Below are 20,103 nucleotides of genomic sequence, written 5' to 3'. Positions count from 1 at the left end.
TTAACTCCAAATTAGTAAGCAGTAATATTTCTTACCTCGACGAAGTAATGTATAACGTCCAAAAAGCTTATCTTCTTGTGAAAAATGATAATCTGTTGTCGCGTTACGTTCACCATTAACTGAAATCGCATTAGATTCAATCATTGTTCTGGCTTGGCCTCTTGACGGTGCAAACTGTGCATTAACGATCGCTTGTTGCAAATCAATATCGCCCTCAACCGTAATCGTTGGCATACCGTCTTGCGCCAATTGTTCAAAATCGGCTTGAGATAGATCGGCTAATTTTCCTGAGAATAAACTTTCAGTGATCCGTTTGGCTGCCATTAAGCCTTCTTCACCATGGACTAAACGTGTGACCTCTTCAGCAAGAACATATTGTGCTCTTGGTGCCACACCGCTATTTTTATCTTCTTCTTCAAGTGCATCAATTTCATTTAATGACATGAAAGTAAAGAATTTTAAGAAACGATAAACATCAGCATCAGCGGTATTAATCCAGAATTGATAGAATTTATACGGACTGGTCTTTTTAGGGTCAAGCCAAACCGCACCGCTTTCCGTTTTACCAAATTTTGTACCGTCAGATTTGGTAATTAAAGGAACCGTTAAACCATAAACTTGTTTTTGATGTAATCGACGAGTTAAATCAATACCGGCAGTAATATTACCCCATTGATCTGATCCCCCAATTTGTAACACCACATTATGATCTTTATTTAAACATGCAAAATCATAAGATTGTAATAAACTGTAAGAAAACTCAGTAAATGAAATCCCAGCTTCATCACGATCAATACGTTGTTTGACTGATTCTTTGTTAATCATGGCGTTAACTGAAAAATATTTACCAATGTCACGTAAAAAAGTTAATACATTCATGCCACCAAACCAATCATAGTTATTAGCGACAATCGCTGCATTTGCACCACAATTAAAATCTAAGAATGGAGAAACTTGTTGTTTAATTTTTTCGCTCCACTCAACAACAGTCTCTTGAGTATTTAATTTACGTTCAACGGCTTTAAAACTCGGGTCACCAATTAAACCTGTTGCGCCGCCAACAAGCGCAATCGGTTTATGACCGGCTAACTGAAAGCGTTTTAAACAAAGTAATGGTACCAAATGACCTAGATGCAAACTATCAGCCGTGGGATCAAAACCACAATAAAGCGCTATGGGATTTTGTTCAATTAGTTCCATGAGTGCTTTTTCATCTGTCAGTTGAGCAATCAATCCTCGCTCTTGCAGTTGTTTGATCACATTTTTTGTCATGTTATTTTACCTATAAAAATTTTATTACGTTGAAATTTGACTTTGGATAACTCTATTTTTATTGAAATCTATTCTACTTTATTATGATAACGTTTATAAGCTTGTTTAAAATGATCTTCCACTATTTCATTCGGTTTTTTATCACATAAACTAAAGATTACTATCGCTAAAGACGCAAATAAGAAACCCGGAATAAGTGAATAAAGATTAAACCAATTAAAATTAATCCAAAGCAATACTGTTGCCGCTCCTGTAATCATACCTGCTAGAGCGCCATTGCGTGTCATGCGAGACCAAAATACTGAAAACACAATAATGGGACCAAAGGCAGCACCAAACCCTGCCCATGCATGACTAACTAAATCTAAGACACTATTATTAGGGTTAATTGCTAACAAAATGGCGATGACTGATACCAGTAAAACCATAATTCGTCCAATCCAAACAAGTTCACGTTGTTTTGCTTTCGGTCTAAAAAAGGCACGATAAAAATCTTCCGTTAATGCGCTTGAACAGACAAGTAACTGACAACTTAACGTGCTCATCACCGCAGCCAAAATCGCCGCTAATAAAACACCAGCAACCCATGGATTAAACAATAATTTGGATAACTCGATAAAAATACGTTCATGTTTACCGTTATTAATGAGATCTGAAAACTCTGGATGATTGGCAAAGAAAGCAATACCAAAAAATCCTACCGTAATTGCTCCACCTAAACATAAAATCATCCAAGTCATACTAATTCGACGCGCATTTTTCATCACCTCATGTGAGTCAGCCGCCATAAAGCGAGCTAAAATATGCGGTTGCCCAAAATAGCCAAGACCCCAGCCAAGCAATGAAATAATAGCGATAAAATCCATGTGAGCAAAGATGTTGGTATAATCAGGATTGAGCGATTCAATATTTGCTAAGGCATCGGTAAAACCACCTGCGTTCACCATAACCATAACGGGAGTTAAGATAAGTGCAAACATCATCAAACTCGCTTGAATAGTATCCGTCCAACTGACCGCTAAAAAACCACCTATAAAAGTATAAGCGATTGTTGCGCCGGCACCAGCTAACATTGCCCAACCATAACTCATTCCAAAGGTACTTTCAAAAAGTTTTGCGCCCGCAACAACGCCTGATGCACAATAAATCGTAAAAAAGATAAGAATGATTACCGCTGAAATAATACGCAGCAAAGCACTTTTATCATCAAATCGGCGAGCAAAATAGTCGGGTAAGGTCAGGGAATTATGATTAATTTCAGTAAAAACACGTAACCGACCGGCAATCAGTAACCAGTTTAAGTAAGCCCCAATTATCAAACCAATTGCAATCCAACTTTGCGAAATACCGAATAAAAAAACAGCCCCTGGCAGCCCCATTAATAGCCAACCACTCATGTCCGAAGCGCCAGCCGAAAGCGCAGTGACAACACTACCAATACGGCGCCCCCCCAAAATATAATCACCAAAGTTTTGCGTTGATCGAAAGGCAAAAAAACCGATCGCAATCATTCCTAAAATGTATATAGCAAAGGTGACAATCATTGGTAAGGACATATTTCTAAAAAACCTTGTTGATGAAATTAAAAAATAGTGGAGTAGCTTATCATAAAAACCACATGCTAAAAAGCAGGCGATGAATGAATATAACTAAGCTGACAATCCGTCACGCTAAAATTTTTCAGATAGGTCATTGAGATTGTTATTTTGCCGTAATTTTAATTATCGTCGTATAAAGTGACTTTTAGCTAAAAATTAAATTTAACCTACAATATTTATACAAATAAAGTATATAATATCAGGCATGTTATTTATATTTATCATACTCTGTGAAACAATCAACTCGTATTCAAATTTTAGAAAGATTAAAAGATCACATTAAAGATCCAACAACAGAACTTGTTTATCAAACACCTTTCGAATTGCTCATTGCTGTTGTTCTTTCTGCACAAGCAACCGATGTGAGTGTAAACAAAGCGACCAAACCTTTATTTGCAATTGCCAATACAGCGGAACAAATCTTAGCGCTTGGGGTTGATAAGCTCAAAAGTTATATCCGTACCATTGGCTTATACAATAGTAAAGCAGATAATATTATCAAAACCTGTCAGATTTTAGTTGAGAAATATCAAGGTCAAGTGCCAGAAAATTTTGATGCATTAATCGCATTACCCGGTGTAGGCAGAAAAACAGCAAATGTAGTGCTAAATACGGCTTTTGGTTGGCCAACGATTGCAGTTGATACTCATATTTTTCGTGTCAGCAATCGCACTGGCTTTGCACCCGGAAAAACCGTTGAGGCAGTGGAAGAAAAATTATTGAAAGTGGTACCCAAAGAGTACAAAATAAATTGTCACCACTGGTTAATTTTGCATGGACGTTATACTTGTATCGCCAGAAAACCTCGATGCGGGGCTTGTGTGATTGAAGATTTATGTGAATTCAAACAAAAAGTTTACCCAGAGTAATTATCAATGACTGAAAAATTTAAATTAACTCAAGAAGAGATAAACTTATTCAAAAGTAGCATTGGCAACACCCAAAAACTTGCACAAGATACCGTTGTTCATAAACCCTTAAAACGGTCTCAAAAAGCCATTGCGATTGAAAAACGACAACATGAAAAAAATCATGCTGAGTTTTATTTTTCGGATGATTATCAACCGCTCTTACAAGACGATCCCATTCGTTATAGTCGTGACAACGCCGATCCTTATGAGATTAAAAAATTACGTCGTGGATTTTATGAACCTGAATTTTTTTTAGATCTACATGGATTAACACAGCAAGAAGCGAAAAAAGAAATAGCATCGCTTATTACTGCTTGCTTAAGCGAAAACGCACATTGTGCTTGTATCATGTATGGACATGGTAAAAACATCTTAAAAAAACAGACACCAATGTGGTTAGCCCAGCATCCTAATATCATTTGTTTTCATCAAGCACCGAAAGAATTTGGCGGCAGTGCAGCATTACTTATTTTATTTGATACAATTAATAACTAAAAATAAATGTTAAACACATAAGGAATAACAACTTGAAATTATTAAAGAAAATAAAACATGTTTATCTATTTCTAATACTTGCCATCTTTATTACTGCATGTAACGAACTTGATACAATTCCACCCGAAAAAAGTAACTATATTGGCACATGGCAAGGTGAATATATGGTGATAAGTATAACTAAAGACGCCAGAGTTATTTACAATTATAAAAAAGATGGGGTAACTAAAAGCGTTGAAGGGCCGATACAAGAATTTATTGGCGATGATTTTAAAGTAGGGGTTTTAGGTTTAAATTCTTTATTCAAAGTAAGTACGCCTCCTTATTTTGAGGACGGTCAATGGAAAATGGTCATTGATGATCAATTAGTTATCAAAACATCGTTTTTTAAATCACTTTAAAATAAAAAAGCCAGCATAGTTGCGCTAGGCTGGCAAACATTGGAAGCAATGTGAGCAATGTCATACTTTTTCAGAAGTCTTGCGACGCTCTAATCAAGTACATCTTAATGATAATAATTCTCATTATTAAAAGCAAGCGTTTTTTTTGACTTTTTTCAAAAAACAAAAGAAAAATGTAAACCACCAATTTTTTTTAATATGAAATCATTGTGTTAGCGTGAGAATAATAGAGAGGAATACAGGGCTATGTCACCCTGTATTTTAGCAATGCTGATTTTTTAGTTGATAATTTGAAGTGATAAGTTTAACTTTTTTAGGTTATTACTATTTTTGATAGATAAATTCAACCCCTTCTTCGTCACTCTCATCCCAATCATCAAAATCATCGTCGTCGTCATCAAAAGCCTCATCCATAGCTTGTTGGTGATAATCATCCCACATAAATTCAACTTTTTCTGGTGATGTTTCTTCTTGCTCTTCTTCACGTGGATGAGCATTCATATAATCCATCAGATCCCAACATAAAGCTTTTACCCCTTCATGATTGACCGCTGAAATAACATAATATTTGTCATCCCAATCCAATGCTTTAGCGATTTCGGCAGCACGTTTAGCACTTTCTTCTTCACCTAAAACATCCATTTTGTTGAATACCAACCAACGAGGTTTATTGGCAAGTTTTTCACTATATTGATGAAGTTCTTGAATAATGACTTTCGCATTTTCAATAGGATCAGATTCATCAATTGGTGCAATATCAATTAAATGCACTAAAACTCGACAACGTTCAAGATGTTTTAAAAAACGAATACCCAGACCAGCACCGTCCGCAGCACCTTCAATTAATCCCGGAATATCCGCAACAACAAAACTTTGCTCATTATCCATTCTTACCACGCCTAAACTTGGCACTAAAGTCGTAAACGGATAATCAGCGACTTTCGGTTTAGCTGCTGAAACTGATCGAATAAATGTGGATTTACCGGCATTAGGTAAACCAAGCATACCGACGTCAGCAAGTAGCAATAATTCTAACAATACATCACGTTTTTCACCGGGCGTACCATCGGTTTTTTGCCTTGGAGCCCGATTCACTGAAGATTTAAATCGTGCATTACCCAAGCCATGAAACCCACCTTTTGCGACTAACACTTTTTGTTGATGATGCGTTAAATCGCCGATAATTTCACCCGTATATTTGTCTGTGATTCGAGTTCCAACGGGCACTTTTACGGTAATATCTTTGCCTCTTTTACCGGTACAATCTGAACCTTGTCCATTTTGCCCACGCTCTGCCCGATAATTTTTTTCAAATTGGAAATCAACCAAAGTATTGAGATTTTCATCGGCAATAAAATAGACATCACCACCGTCACCACCGTCACCACCGTCAGGGCCACCTTTGGGAATGTATTTTTCTCGACGAAAACCTACGCAACCATTGCCACCATCACCGGCTTCGACTCGGATTGAAGCTTCATCTACAAATTTCATTATTCTTCCTCTTTCTTCTGGTTAATTAGCCAGCCTTTTCTTGGATGCCATAAATAGTGCCCAATTGTGGCAAACATCGCACCAGCAACGACTGATACTGCGCCAATATAACCTAAAATATTTAAATACTGCATAGCAAATTTTTCTGGCCAAATTACGGCAAATAAATCTGAAAAAATTAATGCAAACAACGGTGATAATGTGGTAATTGCACTAACTTGTGCAGCTTGCCAACGTTCCATTGCCATAACTAATGCGCCATAAGCAATAATGGTATTTAAACCACAAAAGATAATGGCAAATAACTGCGTTGCATCGGCATGAGCGATTTTTGTTGGCGATGCCAATGGCCATAAAAATACCGTACAAATAAGATAAATTAGCCAAAGTAACTGTTCTGCACGTAATTTACGTAATAATACTTTTTGTGCCAATGCATAAGCTGCCCATGAAATTGAAGCAAGTAAAGCAAGCCAAACACCAATGCCATAAGTCGATATATTAGCAAATAGAACGGTAATATTTTTATTAAAAAATAGTCCTAATCCAATTAGCAATACCGAAATACCCATTATTTGCGTTGGTCTTAATCGCTCTTTAAAAACAAACGCACTTGAAATCATAAAAATTACAATACCCATTTGACCTACAACTTGAGCCGTTGTCGCAGAAAGATACTGAACAGAACTTGCAAATAACGCAAAATTACCAAGTAATCCAAATCCGGCAATCATTAATAAGATGAAACGTCGACGTTTTTTAAACATCGCTAAATTAGGAAATTGTTTTTTATAAGCTAACCATATCGTAATACCGATGGCAGAAATTGCCAATCGAGACCACGCTAACGTTAATGGGTCAATAACCACCAATGCATATTTCATTGCAATCGGCACTAGCCCCCACATAACCGCTGTTAACATGGCTAAGGCAAAACCTAATTTAACATTTTGCTGTTTTATCATATTAACTAATATTATATGAATTCAAGAAATGAAAAAAGCCCCACAATAGCTGTGAGGCTTCCATAAACGTTAAACCGCTTTTTATTAGCTGTTAGCAATTACACTAACATAACGACGGTTTTTAGGTCCTTTAACTTCAAATTTTACTTGTCCGTCAATTAAAGCAAATAAGGTATGGTCACGACCACAGCCTACATTAGTGCCTGGGTGGAATTGAGTTCCACGTTGACGTACTAAAATATTACCAGCAAGAACTTCTTGAGAACCATAACGTTTAACACCTAAACGTTTACTCTGGGAATCACGACCATTACGTGATGAACCACCAGCCTTCTTATGTGCCATTGTTCGATACTCCTATTAAGCGATTGCAGTGATCTTCACATCAGTGAACCACTGACGGTGACCTTGTTGTTTACGATAGTGTTTACGACGACGGAATTTAACAATTTTCACTTTATCGCCACGACCGTGCTCAACAATTTCTGCTTTAATTGTTGCACCTTCAACAAACGGAGCACCAACTTTGATGTCTTCACCATTTGCTACCATTAAAACTTTATCGAAAACAACTTCTGCACCTGTTTCGACTTCAATTTTTTCCAAGCGAACGACTTGTCCTTCGCTGACTCGGTGTTGTTTACCACCACTTTGGAAAACTGCGTACATACTTAACTCCGCAATAAAAAGCAGACTATTCCTGATTTAGCATATATGTCTGCATTGATTAATCTTATAGGGCGTGAATTTTACGCAAAATTTATCCTTGTTGCAAGCAGTCTTTACTAAAAGATCGCAAAAAGTTACAAAAAAGATCAGCAAGATATCGTTTTAGCGTTACAATACGGATAAATCATTATTTCTTAGTTAATTTATTGTAATTCTATGCTGAGTACTAAAACAACCAATAATAAAACTCGCTATCATGCTTCAATTATTAATCGTTTGTCGCTATTAATGTGTTTTTTAGGCACCATTGCGTTAATTGCGTTATCGCTATCTATTCAAGTCGCTAATGATACCAAAGGTAGCGCTTATATGATTAATCAATTAGGGCTAATTCGTATGAAAAGTTATCAACTTTTATCAATGGTTCCCCTCAATAAACACGATAATGACCGTTTAAATATTTTTAGTGAAATAACGTCGTCAAAGCAACAATTAGCCCTTTTTGAACGTTATGATTTAATAGATGAATTCAATGAGTTACATAATAAATGGCGTACCGAAATTGCGATAAAAATTGCACAAGCAAAAAACATCGATGAGATAAAAACGGATATCGATCAATTTGTTATCAAAACCAATTACTTAGTACATAAGATCGATCAGAAGACCGAAAACCAGATTCATTATATTTCTCGTCTGCAACAATTATTTATTATCATTATTGTGGTCTTTCTTATTGCTCAGATTTACTATTTGCGTCGTTATCTCCTCGCCCCTTGGCGCAAACTGATTAATATGGCTCAGGCTATTTCAAAACACAATTTTAGTGAACGTTTTCCGCTACGTTCCAGAAAAAATGAATTCGATTTGTTAGGGTTAGCGTTAAATAACATGTCTGATCAAATCGAATCTCAATATTTAATCCTTGAAGAACGGGTGGCTGAAAAAACGGCTGAATTGCAACAAACCAATAACATCATCTCATTTCAATATCACGCCACCAAACAGCTCCATACATCAAAGCCATTATGTGAACGTTTTTTAATGATTTTACGTCAATTAGAAGAACTTGTACCACTCACTCAATTTCAAATCCGATTTTATGAATCGGAAAACCCTGAACATTACCAACAAATTAGTTATGACAATGAGCAGAAATTACCTTTCTGCCAAAATCCGCATTGCTGTGCTTGTTTAACCGAATCAAAACATTCTCAACAACATGGATTTCAACGTTATTGGTATCTTCAAGACAATGGCGAAAAATATGGCATTTTATTTGCCATTCAACCGACAGATGTTACCCTTAGCGACGAGCAGGAAAACTTAATAACAGGACTTATCGAGCAGATGTCCACGGCAATGATGCTCGATCGACAAATAGAGCAACAAAAGCAGTATTTATTAATGAAAGAGCGATCAGCAATGGCAAGAGAGTTGCATGATTCAATTGCGCAATCATTATCCTGTTTAAAAATACATCTTAGCTGTCTACAAATGCAATCTGATTTGACATCACAAAGTAGTATTGAATTATTAGCAACAATGCGAAAAGAGGTCAATATCACCTATTCTCAGTTACGTGAATTAATTACTTCTTTTCGTTTGCGGCTCAATCAAACAGGTTTTTATGCTAGCTTAATGGAGATGATTGAAGAGTTTAATCAAAAACTAAAATTTAACATTCAACTTGAATATCAATTACCGCTCAATATCATCAAAAGCAAACATGCTTTTCATTTATTACAATTTATTCGAGAAGCGCTAAACAATGTGTACAAACACGCACAAGCATCACACGTTATCATTGCGTTAACCATTGATGATAACCAGATTATCACAGTCAGTGTTAGCGATAATGGTATTGGCTTTCAAACTGATGTTAAGCAGGATAATCATTATGGTATGGTGATTATGCGAGACAGAGCAGAAATCCTAAATGGTAATCTAACAATTAATACTGAGCCACAAAAAGGCACGCAAGTTATGGTAATATTTAAAGCCAATAAGACCATTCCATTTACGATAATAGAAGAGTAACCCATGGAACAGATAAAAAGTTCGATACTACTTATTGACGATCACCCTATGCTTAGAAATGGTGTAAAACAATTAATCAATACCGTTAGCCATTTTGAAGTGATTGGTGAAACGGGGTCTGGAACGGAAGGGATAAAACTCGCTGAAAAGCTCGATCCCGATATGATCTTACTGGATATCAATATTCAAAATGTTAGTGGGTTAGAAATACTACGTTATTTACGGGAAAAAAATATCTCCAGTCGCATCATTATGTTCACGGTATCGGATGCCAAAGAAGATATTATTACCGCACTCAAAAGTGGAGCGGATGGTTACCTGTTAAAGGATATGGAGCCAGAAGATTTTATTAAAGCGCTAAAAGATATTGCCGAAGGTAAAATCATTATGGATGAAGCAATTTCTCATATTATTCTTCACTATATGCGACACAGCGGCGAACCAACAACCAAACAAATTCACGATATAAACTTATTAACGCCTCGAGAACATGAAATATTTAATCTTCTAGTGCAAGGGCTTTCGAATAAACGCATTGCCAAAGATCTGGATATTGTTGAAAGTACCGTAAAAGTGCATGTAAAAAGTATCTTTAAAAAATTAAATTTTAAATCACGCATGGAAATGACCGTATGGTATTTACAGAGCAAAGAGTAATGCATTAATTAAAGATAATTGATTATACTTAACTCAATCGAAAAGTTTAAAAGCTGTCATCCCTTAAATTATGATGATGTAAGGCAGTTTACGTTTAGATAACAGGCAAGACCATTATGCTGTAAAGTAATAGACTTGCCTGTTTAAATTAATGATTTGAAAACCAATTGAGTTTTTCTCGTAATGCAACAACAGGCCCGATGATAATCAAACTTGGACTACATGCTTGCAAAGCGATTTTAGCTAACTCACCAAGCAAACCTGTTACCACTTTTTGTTTGGTACTGGTACCTTCCTCAACAATGGCGACTGGCGTATTAGCATCCATACCGTGTTTGATTAATTGTTGACTAATATTTTCAGCTTGAGACAGCCCCATATAGAACACTAAGGTCTGCTTTTCAGCCGCTAAACTTTGCCAATCAAGATGACTACCATCTTTTAAATGCCCGGTAATTAAACGAATACTATGCGCATAATCTCGATGTGTTAAAGGGATACCACTGTATGCAGAACACCCCGATGCAGCAGTGATTCCCGGTACAACTGAAAATGGAATATCAGCATTATACAACGTTTCCAGCTCTTCGCCCCCTCGCCCAAAAATAAACGGATCGCCCCCTTTTAGACGGACAACTCGTAACCCTTTTTGCGCTTGTTCTAACAAAATTTGATTAATCTGTTCCTGTGGCACGCAGTGATACCCTGCCCGTTTGCCAACAAATATACGCTGAGCATCCCGCCTGACAAGATTCATAATTTCATCCGAAACCAATCGATCATACACAATAATATCGGCTTGTTGGATTTGCTGTAATCCTTTCAAAGTCAGTAAGCCTGCATCACCGGGACCGGCGCCCACTAAAACCACTTCACCACGATGATCCAGTGATAAATTAAATAACTCATTGGTTAGTGTTTCAACTTGTTCAGAATCATTATTGGCAATGGCTTGTGCCAATCTATCATGAGTAAAAAGCTTTTCCCAAAATCGACGGCGTTCTGTGAGCGTTTTATAGGTTTGCTTAGCTTTATTTCGTAAATAACCCGCATATTGCGCTAATTTACCTAAGTGCTGAGGCAATATTGATTCTAGTTTTTCTCGTAATAGACGAGCTAAAACCGGCGCATGCCCTGCTGATGACACAGCAACCATAATTGGTGAACGATCAATAATCGAAGGCATAATAAAACTAGCATCTTTCGGCGAATCGACAACATTGCAAAAGATACGGCGATTTTCAGCCTCGAGACTGACGGTTTGATTGGTTTTAGGACAATCGGTCGCTGCAATGACTAACCATTTATTATCAAGCAGTTGTGCATTAAATTCCCCTTGCTGTAATATCAACTGGTTTTGCGCTTGCCAACATAAAAATTGCTCATTAAATTCAAGTGCGTTAACCGTTAACTTTGCACCTGCTTCGAGTAATAGCCGAGCTTTTCGCTCAGCGATTTCACCACCCCCGACTAACAGACAATCCCGATTTTCTAACTTACAAAATAGTGGAAAATAATCCATAAAACCTCAATATATATCCTTTTTAATTCAGCCAAGATTATGGTCGTTCAGTTTTTGGTGTCGAATACCAGTATCCCAAGCCCATAAAAACAACGCCAGAAACAAGGTTACCTAACGATACCCAAAGTAAATTATGACCAATTCCACATAGGGTATAAGCATCACTATGATGACCAAACCATGAAAGTGAAAATAACGTCATATTCGCCACCGAATGCTCATAACCACAGGCAATAAATGCTAGCAAACACCACCAAATCGCAATAAATTTAGCTGAACCTTCAACACGATTTGCCATCCAAATAGCTAAACAAACTAGCCAGTTACATAAAATACCACGAAAAAACAGCGCACTAGCCGATGCGGTCGTTTTGGCTAATGCGGCACTATGCACTAAACTGGTATCGGTTGATAATAATGGTGTAGCAGCATAAAAATATAAAGCAGCGACAAAAATAGATCCCAATAAATTGGCTAACCAAGTTTGAGGTAATACTAGCCACATCTGTGTATGCGTAATTTTCTTACATTTTACGCCAAACGTTAAAAACATTGTGTGACCGGTAAAAAGCTCAGATCCTGCAATCACCACTAACGTTAAGGCAATACCAAATGTCGCCCCCATGACTAAAGGTCTTAACGACGGATCAAGTAAATTACCTAAAGTGAAGATCAAAATAATACCAAGACCAACATAAGCGCCGGCCATAGCAGAACTTAACCAAAACCCTATCGGGTTAGTTTTGGCTAAACGTACAATACGTGCTGCATTGGCAGCACATTTATTAATTGTATCGGTATACATAACTATCTAAACCTTTAAAATTGTTTTAACTCGATGATTTAACTTCAACAAAACCATCTGTATTGACTCTTACTTCATAATGCGCAATTGAATAGTCGGCATCATCAATGCAATAACCATCTTTTAAACGAAAACGCTGTTTTTTTAATGGGCTTGCAACATACAAGTCATTTTCATGCTGTCCAATAATACCTCGAGATAAGACACTGGCTTGTGCAAAAGGATCGATATTACTGATTGCATAAATTTCATCGGAATCATAAGGACGAAATACTGCAACATGTTCATGACCGACAAGTGCACACACGCCTGTTTCCGGTAAAATGTCATCGAGTTGACAAACTGTTATCCATTGACTCATATTATTGCTCTCCTAACATTGCTTGACGTTCTTCGGCTGTCGCAGGTCGATGCTGATCACGTTCAGGAATAAATTTGACATTTTCATCACGCAAATTACTGTTAATAAAGTGAGTAAATCGTTGTTGGTTTTCAGGATGTTCAACCGTTTCTTTCCACTCACACACCACCAATTTACGCAGACGAGTCATTTCACTTTCCAGCTCATCATTAATACCTAACTTATTGTCGATAATTACACTACGCAAATAGTCAATCCCGCCTTCCAGATTTTCAAGCCATACCGAAGTGCGTTGTAATTTATCAGCGGTACGGATATAAAACATAATAAAGCGATCAAGATATTGAATTAATGTCTGTCTATCGAGATCAGCAGCAAGCAAATCAGCATGACGAGGTTTCATCCCGCCATTACCACATACGTAAAGATTCCAACCTTTTTCAGTTGCAATAACGCCAATATCTTTACCTTGTGCTTCCGCACATTCACGTGTACAACCCGATACACCTAATTTGAATTTATGTGGAGCCCGAATCCCTTTATAACGATTTTCCAGTTCAACACCCAGACCAACACTATCCCCAACACCAAAACGACACCACGTACTTCCCACACAGGTTTTAGCCATTCGTAAGGCTTTTGCATACGCATAACCACTCTCAAAGCCGGCATCAATTAACTCTTTCCAAATAGCGGGTAGATCATCTTTTTGCGCACCGAAAAGACCGATACGTTGAGAGCCGGTAATTTTTGAATAAAGTTGATATTTTTTAGCAATTTGCCCCACCGCAATCAAGCCTTCTGGTGTAATTTCACCTCCGGCACTACGCGGAATAACCGAATATGTTCCATTTTTTTGGATATTACCAAGAAAGATATCGTTACTATCTTGCAACGGAACTAAATCTTGTTTGAGAATATAATCGTTCCAACATGAAGCTAATAAAGAGGCGATCGTCGGTTTACACACCTCACATCCATAACCCGTACCATGTTTTTTGATCACTTCATTAAATGAAGTTAATCCTTCAACACGAATTAAATGATATAATTCTTGGCGTGAATATTTAAAATGTTCACATAAAGCATGGCTGACTTCGATACCTTGTTTAGCTAATTCTGAGTTTAAGAGCTGAGTCACCAATGGAATACAACCACCACAACCTGTACCGGCTTTGGTTTCTGCCTTGATTGCCGCTACAGTATGACAACCTGCGTGAATCGCATTAATGATTTTTGCTTTTGTCACATCGAAACATGAGCAAATTTGTGCAGTATCCGGTAAAGCTTCGACTCCCATTGTGGGTTTAGCCCCAGCATGAGCTGGTAAAATTAAGGTGTCCGGATGCTCAGGAAGATCCATCTCATTTAACATCAATTGTAATAAATTACTGTAATCAGCCGTATCACCCACCAATACAGCACCTAATAATTTTTTATTATCTGACGAAACGACCAATTTTTTATAAACCGGTACATTTTCATCTAAATAGACATAGCTACGGCTAGCGGGTGTTTTTCCTTTGGCATCCCCTATACTACCGACATCAACGCCCATTAACTTTAATTTAGCGCTCATATCAGCGCCTTCAAATTGCATTGGCTCACCCATTAAGTGCGCTAAGGCAACTTGTGCCATCTTATAGCCTGGTGCAACCAAACCAAATACTTTACCTTGCCAACACGCACACTCACCAATAGCGTAAATATCAGGATCAGATGTCTGACAATGGTTATTCACCACAATGCCACCTCGTTGACCAATCTCAAGTTGACATGCTTTAGCAAGTTGATCATTCGGGCGAATACCTGTTGAAAATACGATAAAATCAACTTCCAGCGACGAACCATCAGCAAATTGCATCTTCTTACCTAACGGCGTATGAATAATTTCTTGGGTATTTTTACTGGTATGAACACCAACGCCCATCTCTTCAATTTTTCGGCGTAACTGATCACCCCCCATGGCATCAAGTTGTTCAGCCATCAATACTGGCGCAAATTCGACGACATGCGTTTGTATTCCTAAGTTTTTCAGCGCACCAGCAGCTTCAAGCCCTAACAACCCCCCACCGACAACAGCACCTGATTTACACTGTTTTGCGCATTCACGAATGGCATCAAGATCTTCAATGGTTCGGTAAACAAAACAATCTGCACCATCTGAACCTTTAATAGGTGGTACCCACGCATAAGATCCGGTAGCAATAATCAATTTATCATAGTGAACAATTCGCCCTGTGTGTGAGTGAACTTCTTTACGTTGACGATTAATCAATATTGCCCGCTCATTCAGTAATACTTGAATGTTATTTTCTTCATATAGCCCTTCACGAACTAAAGAAAGCGCTTCAGCAGTGTGGTCAGAAAAATAGGAAGAAAGGTGAACACGGTCATAAGCAAGGCGAGGTTCTTCACAAAAGATGGTAATATTGAACAGATCAGACTGCATTTTATCGATAACTTCTTCAATAAAACGATGTCCAACCATCCCATTACCGATGATAACGAGATTGGTTTTACTCATAATAAAGCTCCAATTTTATTTTAATTCAATTATTTAATTTATAGCTGTGCTCCATTTTATGTTACTTTGCTCAGATTATAATTATCCTCAAGGATTACCACTTTAGTAGTAATAAGGATAACTATTTTTAAAACAAAGCATTATAAAATATTTAACGTCAATTAAATTTAGGATCCCTACCCTGATTGGCTTTAACCTTTAATATCCAATCACTTTTGGTTAAATAATGTTGCTAATCAAAATTTAAATAGTATAATTAGCCGACTAAATAAATTGAGTAATGATAATTGAATTACAAGTCAAGAAAGCTTCCGTCTCGTGAAACGTTAGCACGAGCACAAAGATTTAATGATGATATTGTTGATGTTTCAGGCGTTGATCTGGTCTTAAGCTTGATCACCACGGCTGACTTAATCCGTTCAAACATTTACGCACAACTGACTAAAGATTATGATGTTTCGGAAGGTAAGTTTGCATTATTAATGTCACTCTTTTCGGAAGGTGAAACCTGTGCCAGTGATTTGGCATTACGCATAGGTGTTACCCCTGCTACCGTGTCAGTTATGGTTAAGCGAATGCTAGCTGCAACTCCACCATTAATCACCATGTCTAAAAGTGGTGAAGATGGTCGCTCTCGACTTATCTCATTGACTGAAGTTGGCGAAAAATTAATTCAAGAAGCATTACCCAATCACCTAAAATCGATTCGTGCTTTTGCCGAAGTTTTAAACTCGCAAGAACAAGAGTCTTTAATATTGATGTTACGTAAACTTTTACGAAAATAACTGACTTTAAGCTTACTTAAAGTCTATTTTATTTATCTAAATACTTAGCTGACTAATTAAATGGAAAATAAGCTATATATGAAAAAAAATATCAAAATCCCTGTTATATTTTTGGTTATCCTAACAGTTGCCTCTTTTTTAATCTTTTTAGGTTCTCGAAATGATGCCGTCACCGTGGCTAAAAGCATTAAATCTGGCGTATTAACCGCAGATGAGATTAATATTGCCTTTCAAAATGTTAGCGGAAAAGTCATCAAACGATTTGTCGAAGAATCACAATTTGTAAAAAAAGGGGATCCGTTAATGCAATTAGAAGATGTCGATACTAAATTAGCTATCGATCGTCTACAAGCGCAGGTTGACAGCCAAAAAGCGGCAGTTGCTCAAGAACAAGCTGCCATTGCGATCACCGAAAACGAAACAAATTTAACCGAATTATCCACTTGGCGTAAAATTGAAGAAGTGAAAGCAAATTTAGAAGCCGCTAAATCAGCTCAAAATTTAGCTCAAATGGAGTTTGATCGTCAAACTCAATTACGTAAAACAGGGGGAAACTCGCAATCGCAACTTGATACCGCCCGTAATGCCTTTACGGTTGCGAAAATGCAAGTTGTTCAGATTCAAAGCCAATTATCCACCTTAATGATTGGTGCAACACCCGAACAAATTAATCAATTTGAGCAAACTCGAAATGCAACAGGTATGACAATACAATCTGTTACTATTGCTCGACAAAAACTTCAAAATCGACAAAATCAGTTAGCTCAACTCCAAGCTCAACTTGCACAAGGTGAAGCTGACTTAAAACAGCTACATATCAATTATCAACGATTAACATTAACGGCACCTGAAGATGGCAAAGTATTAAAAATCATGTTTGAAGATGGTGAATTAGCTCCGACAGGCGCACCAGCAGTGTTATTAGAGACCGATCGTAAATACATTGATATTTATGTAAACGAAAAAATGGTAAATGACTACCAACCGGGCACAACGGTTAAAGCCAATGTCATCGCGCTTGATAAAGAGATAAAAGGTAAAGTTCGTTTTGCAACCGCAGCGCCTTCTTTTGCGGATTTACGTATGACACGTGAACGTGGTCAAGCTGATTTAACCTCTTATCAGGTCAGAATATATATGGAATCTATTCCAAAACTTTTAACCGGTATGACAATCGAGGTTGATCAATGATGCAAAACATCATTAAATCTATGCTTGAAGAACTTGACGCAATGTTGTCAGGTCACTTCATTCCATATTATAAAGTTGCAATAGGATTAGCAGCCATTGTTGCGCTAATCTTTTCCATTGTGTTAAGTCATGGTGCCGTTTTTGAAGGTAAGATTGCAGTTATTGATCTTGATGGTTCACATTATTCAACGGAATTAATCAGTAAAGTCAATACTTCGCCTTATATCGAAGTATCCGAAGTCATCCGATCACCGGTGAATCCTATCACTTTAGTTTCGCACGATCGCAATTTAGGGGTACTTTATATTCCTAAAGGACTAGAAAAAAGTCTTAAAAAAGGTGACCAAACTGTTCGTTTAGGGTATTTTGCCGATGATACCAATGATGCACAAAATGCCAAGGTGTTACAAAGCTTAAATGAATATATTCCTGAGTTAGGGGCTGAACTTAGCGTTGGTAAAGTGTCTGCATTAGGTTTAGGACATGAAGGGACAGAAGCCACCTTATCGCCAATGCAACTTAAAACGCGCTATATGTTCAATCCAGCTAGCTCTTCCACTATATCGACAATTATCTATTTTGTTTACTTCTTTTCGTCACTGACGTATGGATTAACTTCTTTAATGATTGTCGGTCGTTTAAAAGTCACTGGCATGTGGAATACAGTTTTAGAAAGAGGCTTTGTTGCACTATTAGCAAGAACAGTCCCTTATGCATTATTTTATACGACCGGATTAACATTAATAACCGCCGTATTAGTGATCTTTGGACAATTACGTTTTGATGGTAACTATTTTATTTTTATACCAAGCATTTTCATGACCGGACTTGCATTTGTTTGGTTAGGTTTTTTACTTTCCTGGAAAACCAATAATCCAGGTGAAGGTGCGAGCAAAATGATTTTCTTAGTGCCACCAGGATTTATTATGGGTGGATCAACCATGGCGGTCGGGATTATGCCACTTTGGACTTACTATGTTAGTCATGCATTTCCTTTAGTCTGGCTATTTCGATTCTTCCGAGATATCGCCATGCGAGGACGTTCACTGATTGATATGCTATCTACCTATGGCATTTTCATTATTTATTTAACTGTCATTGCGTTTGTGGTGATGATCGTTTTTGAACGAACGCAAAAATCCATTGCACAACCCAAAACCGACCTAAGCTAAATCGTTAATAAAGTTATTGAAACTCTCATTGGGTTTCAATAACGACTTTCACTGTATTAAACTTTGGACTCAACGTTATTTCTTTTTATTGATAAAATTTCTAAATATCTTGGTCAAATTATCCAATTTGTGATCTTCATCACTTCATTAAACGAAATACACGTTATTTTTTTGATGATTTAAGTATTTTTCATTATCCATTCAAGTTTGCTAATTGACTGAATAACAATACAATATTTTTTTAAGTTATTATTACTCCCCTTACCCTTTCTTTCACTTCCTTTCAAATGAAAAGGTTTTCACGTTTTTACAACCAAAATTGGTTTTGTGACTCACCTATCATTTTTCGATCCTTTGCATATGTTTAAATTGAATAACAGAATGAAAGCAAAACAAGTAATTATGTTATGAATGATTTAATAATGAATACATTGCAACGTCGAGAAAAAATTATTTATTTACTCGGTAAAGAAAATACCGTTTCAGTCAATAAATTAAGTAAACTTTTTAAAGTTTCAACTGTCACCATTCGTAATGATCTTCGCCATTTAGAACAAAAAGGTTGTGTATTGCGTTCCTATGGCGGTGCTATGCTAAATAAAGCTTTCGCTTTTGATAGACCTTTACAAGATAAAAGTCGTATTAACTCTACCATTAAAAATAAGATAGCCCAAAAAGCGGCAGAAATGGTTAAAGATGGTGATCGCATTATTCTCGATTCAGGATCAACAACTGCAGCCATGGTGCCTTATCTGCGTGAAAAACAAAATCTCATTGTTTTTACCAATGCAATTAATATTGCCTACGATTTATCAATCAATACTGACATTGAAGTCATCATTGCTGGCGGTAATATTCGAAAAAAAGCCTTTTCTATTTCGGGACCAACCGTAGAACAACAACTTAAAATGTATCATTTTAATAAACTTTTTTTAGGTGTTGATGGCTTTGACCTTAGCGCAGGTATCACAACACCCAATTTTGGCGAAGCATCGGTTAATCGAGTCATGTGTCAAGTTTCAGGTCAAATCATTGCGATAACGGATTCAAGTAAATTTGGACGTAAAAGCTTTTGTATGATTGAAAAAATCAATCCTATTGAAACGCTGATTACAGATTCAAACATTCCAAAAGAATATTTAACGCAATTACACACATTAGGCATTAATGTGGTTATTGCCAATCTATAAACTTTTCTCTTTTTTTATTTTTATGACTTAACGAACAGGATCACAATT

19 protein-coding genes are annotated in these 20,103 nt (G+C 36.9%); 9 read left to right on the top strand and 10 right to left on the bottom strand.

The features are described 5' to 3' along the window. Positions 1-1,272: a tyrosine--tRNA ligase gene (gene tyrS, locus ACKJXD_RS07685; RefSeq protein ID WP_220216382.1), complete on the bottom strand. Its 1,272-nt coding sequence runs from the start codon at positions 1,270-1,272 to the stop codon at positions 1-3. 68 nt (positions 1,273-1,340) lie between these two features. Beyond that, complete coding sequence (gene putP, locus ACKJXD_RS07680; protein ID WP_430875984.1) at positions 1,341-2,828, bottom strand: sodium/proline symporter PutP; 1,488 nt, start codon at positions 2,826-2,828, stop codon at positions 1,341-1,343. Between the two features lie 272 nt (positions 2,829-3,100). Here putP and nth point away from each other — a divergent pair, with 272 nt between their 5' ends. The 3 genes from nth to ACKJXD_RS07665 are packed head-to-tail and all read left to right on the top strand — an operon-like array spanning position 3,101 to position 4,677. Beyond that, positions 3,101-3,739, top strand: a complete 639-nt coding sequence (gene nth / locus ACKJXD_RS07675; protein ID WP_220216381.1) for an endonuclease III — start codon at positions 3,101-3,103, stop codon at positions 3,737-3,739. A gap of 6 nt (positions 3,740-3,745) precedes the next feature. Beyond that, positions 3,746-4,276, top strand: a complete 531-nt coding sequence (gene smrB, locus ACKJXD_RS07670) for an endonuclease SmrB (RefSeq protein ID WP_220216380.1) — start codon at positions 3,746-3,748, stop codon at positions 4,274-4,276. 32 nt (positions 4,277-4,308) lie between these two features. Next, positions 4,309-4,677 carry a hypothetical protein gene (locus ACKJXD_RS07665; RefSeq protein ID WP_294826135.1) on the top strand — a complete coding sequence of 123 codons (369 nt, stop codon included), beginning with the start codon at positions 4,309-4,311 and terminating at the stop codon, positions 4,675-4,677. Between the two features lie 324 nt (positions 4,678-5,001). Here the strand turns inward: ACKJXD_RS07665 and cgtA are convergent, their stop codons facing one another. The 4 genes from cgtA to rplU form a co-directional block, all read right to left on the bottom strand. After that, a complete protein-coding gene (cgtA, locus tag ACKJXD_RS07660; protein ID WP_220216378.1) occupies positions 5,002-6,171 on the bottom strand; it encodes an Obg family GTPase CgtA in 1,170 nt (389 codons plus the stop codon). Further along, positions 6,171-7,136: a DMT family transporter gene (locus tag ACKJXD_RS07655; protein WP_267350363.1), complete on the bottom strand. Its 966-nt coding sequence runs from the start codon at positions 7,134-7,136 to the stop codon at positions 6,171-6,173. Before ACKJXD_RS07655 ends, cgtA begins: the two co-directional genes overlap by 1 nt. Positions 7,137-7,220: 84 nt before the next feature. Beyond that, positions 7,221-7,481, bottom strand: coding sequence for a 50S ribosomal protein L27 (gene rpmA, locus ACKJXD_RS07650; protein ID WP_025314437.1), 261 nt, complete (start codon positions 7,479-7,481; stop codon positions 7,221-7,223). 15 nt (positions 7,482-7,496) lie between these two features. After that, on the bottom strand, positions 7,497-7,805 hold the full coding sequence (gene rplU / locus ACKJXD_RS07645) for a 50S ribosomal protein L21 (protein ID WP_025314436.1): 309 nt from the start codon (positions 7,803-7,805) through the stop codon (positions 7,497-7,499). A 216-nt stretch (positions 7,806-8,021) separates the two neighbouring features. On the opposite strand from rplU, the gene narX reads away from it, so the two are divergent. Both narX and narL read left to right on the top strand, forming a co-directional pair. Continuing rightward, complete coding sequence (gene narX / locus ACKJXD_RS07640) at positions 8,022-9,845, top strand: nitrate/nitrite two-component system sensor histidine kinase NarX (protein ID WP_267358864.1); 1,824 nt, start codon at positions 8,022-8,024, stop codon at positions 9,843-9,845. Between the two features lie 3 nt (positions 9,846-9,848). Beyond that, entirely contained in the window at positions 9,849-10,502 is a 654-nt protein-coding gene (gene narL / locus ACKJXD_RS07635; RefSeq protein WP_430875980.1) for a two-component system response regulator NarL, read from the top strand. A 148-nt stretch (positions 10,503-10,650) separates the two neighbouring features. On the opposite strand, the gene cysG is transcribed toward narL, so the two are convergent. The 4 genes from cysG to nirB are packed head-to-tail and all read right to left on the bottom strand — an operon-like array spanning position 10,651 to position 15,717. Further along, the gene (cysG, locus tag ACKJXD_RS07630; RefSeq protein ID WP_430875978.1) at positions 10,651-12,024 is read right to left on the bottom strand and encodes a siroheme synthase CysG; all 1,374 of its coding nucleotides are present in this window, start codon (positions 12,022-12,024) and stop codon (positions 10,651-10,653) included. A gap of 37 nt (positions 12,025-12,061) precedes the next feature. Beyond that, entirely contained in the window at positions 12,062-12,829 is a 768-nt protein-coding gene (gene nirC / locus ACKJXD_RS07625) for a nitrite transporter NirC (protein ID WP_267350355.1), read from the bottom strand. Between the two features lie 25 nt (positions 12,830-12,854). Next, entirely contained in the window at positions 12,855-13,190 is a 336-nt protein-coding gene (nirD, locus tag ACKJXD_RS07620; protein WP_267350354.1) for a nitrite reductase small subunit NirD, read from the bottom strand. 1 nt (position 13,191) lies between these two features. Further along, positions 13,192-15,717 (bottom strand): nitrite reductase large subunit NirB, encoded by a 2,526-nt coding sequence (gene nirB, locus ACKJXD_RS07615; protein ID WP_294826149.1) that lies wholly within the window; start codon positions 15,715-15,717, stop codon positions 13,192-13,194. A gap of 287 nt (positions 15,718-16,004) precedes the next feature. Here nirB and ACKJXD_RS07610 point away from each other — a divergent pair, with 287 nt between their 5' ends. The 4 genes from ACKJXD_RS07610 to agaR all read left to right on the top strand — a co-directional run bounded on the left by ACKJXD_RS07610 (position 16,005) and on the right by agaR (position 20,055). Beyond that, positions 16,005-16,502, top strand: a complete 498-nt coding sequence (locus ACKJXD_RS07610) for a MarR family winged helix-turn-helix transcriptional regulator (RefSeq protein WP_220216370.1) — start codon at positions 16,005-16,007, stop codon at positions 16,500-16,502. A 78-nt stretch (positions 16,503-16,580) separates the two neighbouring features. Next, complete coding sequence (locus ACKJXD_RS07605; RefSeq protein WP_267358871.1) at positions 16,581-17,693, top strand: HlyD family secretion protein; 1,113 nt, start codon at positions 16,581-16,583, stop codon at positions 17,691-17,693. Continuing rightward, positions 17,690-18,865: an ABC transporter permease gene (locus ACKJXD_RS07600; protein WP_430875977.1), complete on the top strand. Its 1,176-nt coding sequence runs from the start codon at positions 17,690-17,692 to the stop codon at positions 18,863-18,865. The genes ACKJXD_RS07605 and ACKJXD_RS07600 overlap by 4 nt, the downstream gene beginning before the upstream one ends. A gap of 419 nt (positions 18,866-19,284) precedes the next feature. Continuing rightward, positions 19,285-20,055 (top strand): transcriptional repressor AgaR, encoded by a 771-nt coding sequence (gene agaR, locus ACKJXD_RS07595; RefSeq protein ID WP_363317347.1) that lies wholly within the window; start codon positions 19,285-19,287, stop codon positions 20,053-20,055. Positions 20,056-20,103 lie beyond the last annotated feature (48 nt).

This window comes from Gilliamella sp. G0441, from assembly GCF_050589305.1.
Lineage (GTDB): Bacteria > Pseudomonadota > Gammaproteobacteria > Enterobacterales > Orbaceae > Gilliamella.
Note: the sequence above shows the minus strand (reverse complement) of the source record. Positions and strands in the feature narration are given on the sequence as shown.

Bases quoted from the DNA above. Each gene is read 5' to 3' on its own strand.
- ACKJXD_RS07600 (WP_430875977.1), top strand. From the start codon at position 17,690: ATGATGCAAAACATCATTAAATCTATGCTTGAAGAACTTGACGCAATG.
- nirD (WP_267350354.1), bottom strand. From the start codon at position 13,190: ATGAGTCAATGGATAACAGTTTGTCAACTCGATGACATTTTACCGGAA.
- rplU (WP_025314436.1), bottom strand. From the start codon at position 7,805: ATGTACGCAGTTTTCCAAAGTGGTGGTAAACAACACCGAGTCAGCGAA.
- narL (WP_430875980.1), top strand. From the start codon at position 9,849: ATGGAACAGATAAAAAGTTCGATACTACTTATTGACGATCACCCTATG.
- putP (WP_430875984.1), bottom strand. From the start codon at position 2,828: ATGTCCTTACCAATGATTGTCACCTTTGCTATATACATTTTAGGAATG.
- rpmA (WP_025314437.1), bottom strand. From the start codon at position 7,481: ATGGCACATAAGAAGGCTGGTGGTTCATCACGTAATGGTCGTGATTCC.
- nirC (WP_267350355.1), bottom strand. From the start codon at position 12,829: ATGTATACCGATACAATTAATAAATGTGCTGCCAATGCAGCACGTATT.
- nirB (WP_294826149.1), bottom strand. From the start codon at position 15,717: ATGAGTAAAACCAATCTCGTTATCATCGGTAATGGGATGGTTGGACAT.
- cgtA (WP_220216378.1), bottom strand. From the start codon at position 6,171: ATGAAATTTGTAGATGAAGCTTCAATCCGAGTCGAAGCCGGTGATGGT.
- cysG (WP_430875978.1), bottom strand. From the start codon at position 12,024: ATGGATTATTTTCCACTATTTTGTAAGTTAGAAAATCGGGATTGTCTG.
- ACKJXD_RS07655 (WP_267350363.1), bottom strand. From the start codon at position 7,136: ATGATAAAACAGCAAAATGTTAAATTAGGTTTTGCCTTAGCCATGTTA.
- ACKJXD_RS07605 (WP_267358871.1), top strand. From the start codon at position 16,581: ATGAAAAAAAATATCAAAATCCCTGTTATATTTTTGGTTATCCTAACA.
- narX (WP_267358864.1), top strand. From the start codon at position 8,022: ATGCTGAGTACTAAAACAACCAATAATAAAACTCGCTATCATGCTTCA.
- smrB (WP_220216380.1), top strand. From the start codon at position 3,746: ATGACTGAAAAATTTAAATTAACTCAAGAAGAGATAAACTTATTCAAA.
- tyrS (WP_220216382.1), bottom strand. From the start codon at position 1,272: ATGACAAAAAATGTGATCAAACAACTGCAAGAGCGAGGATTGATTGCT.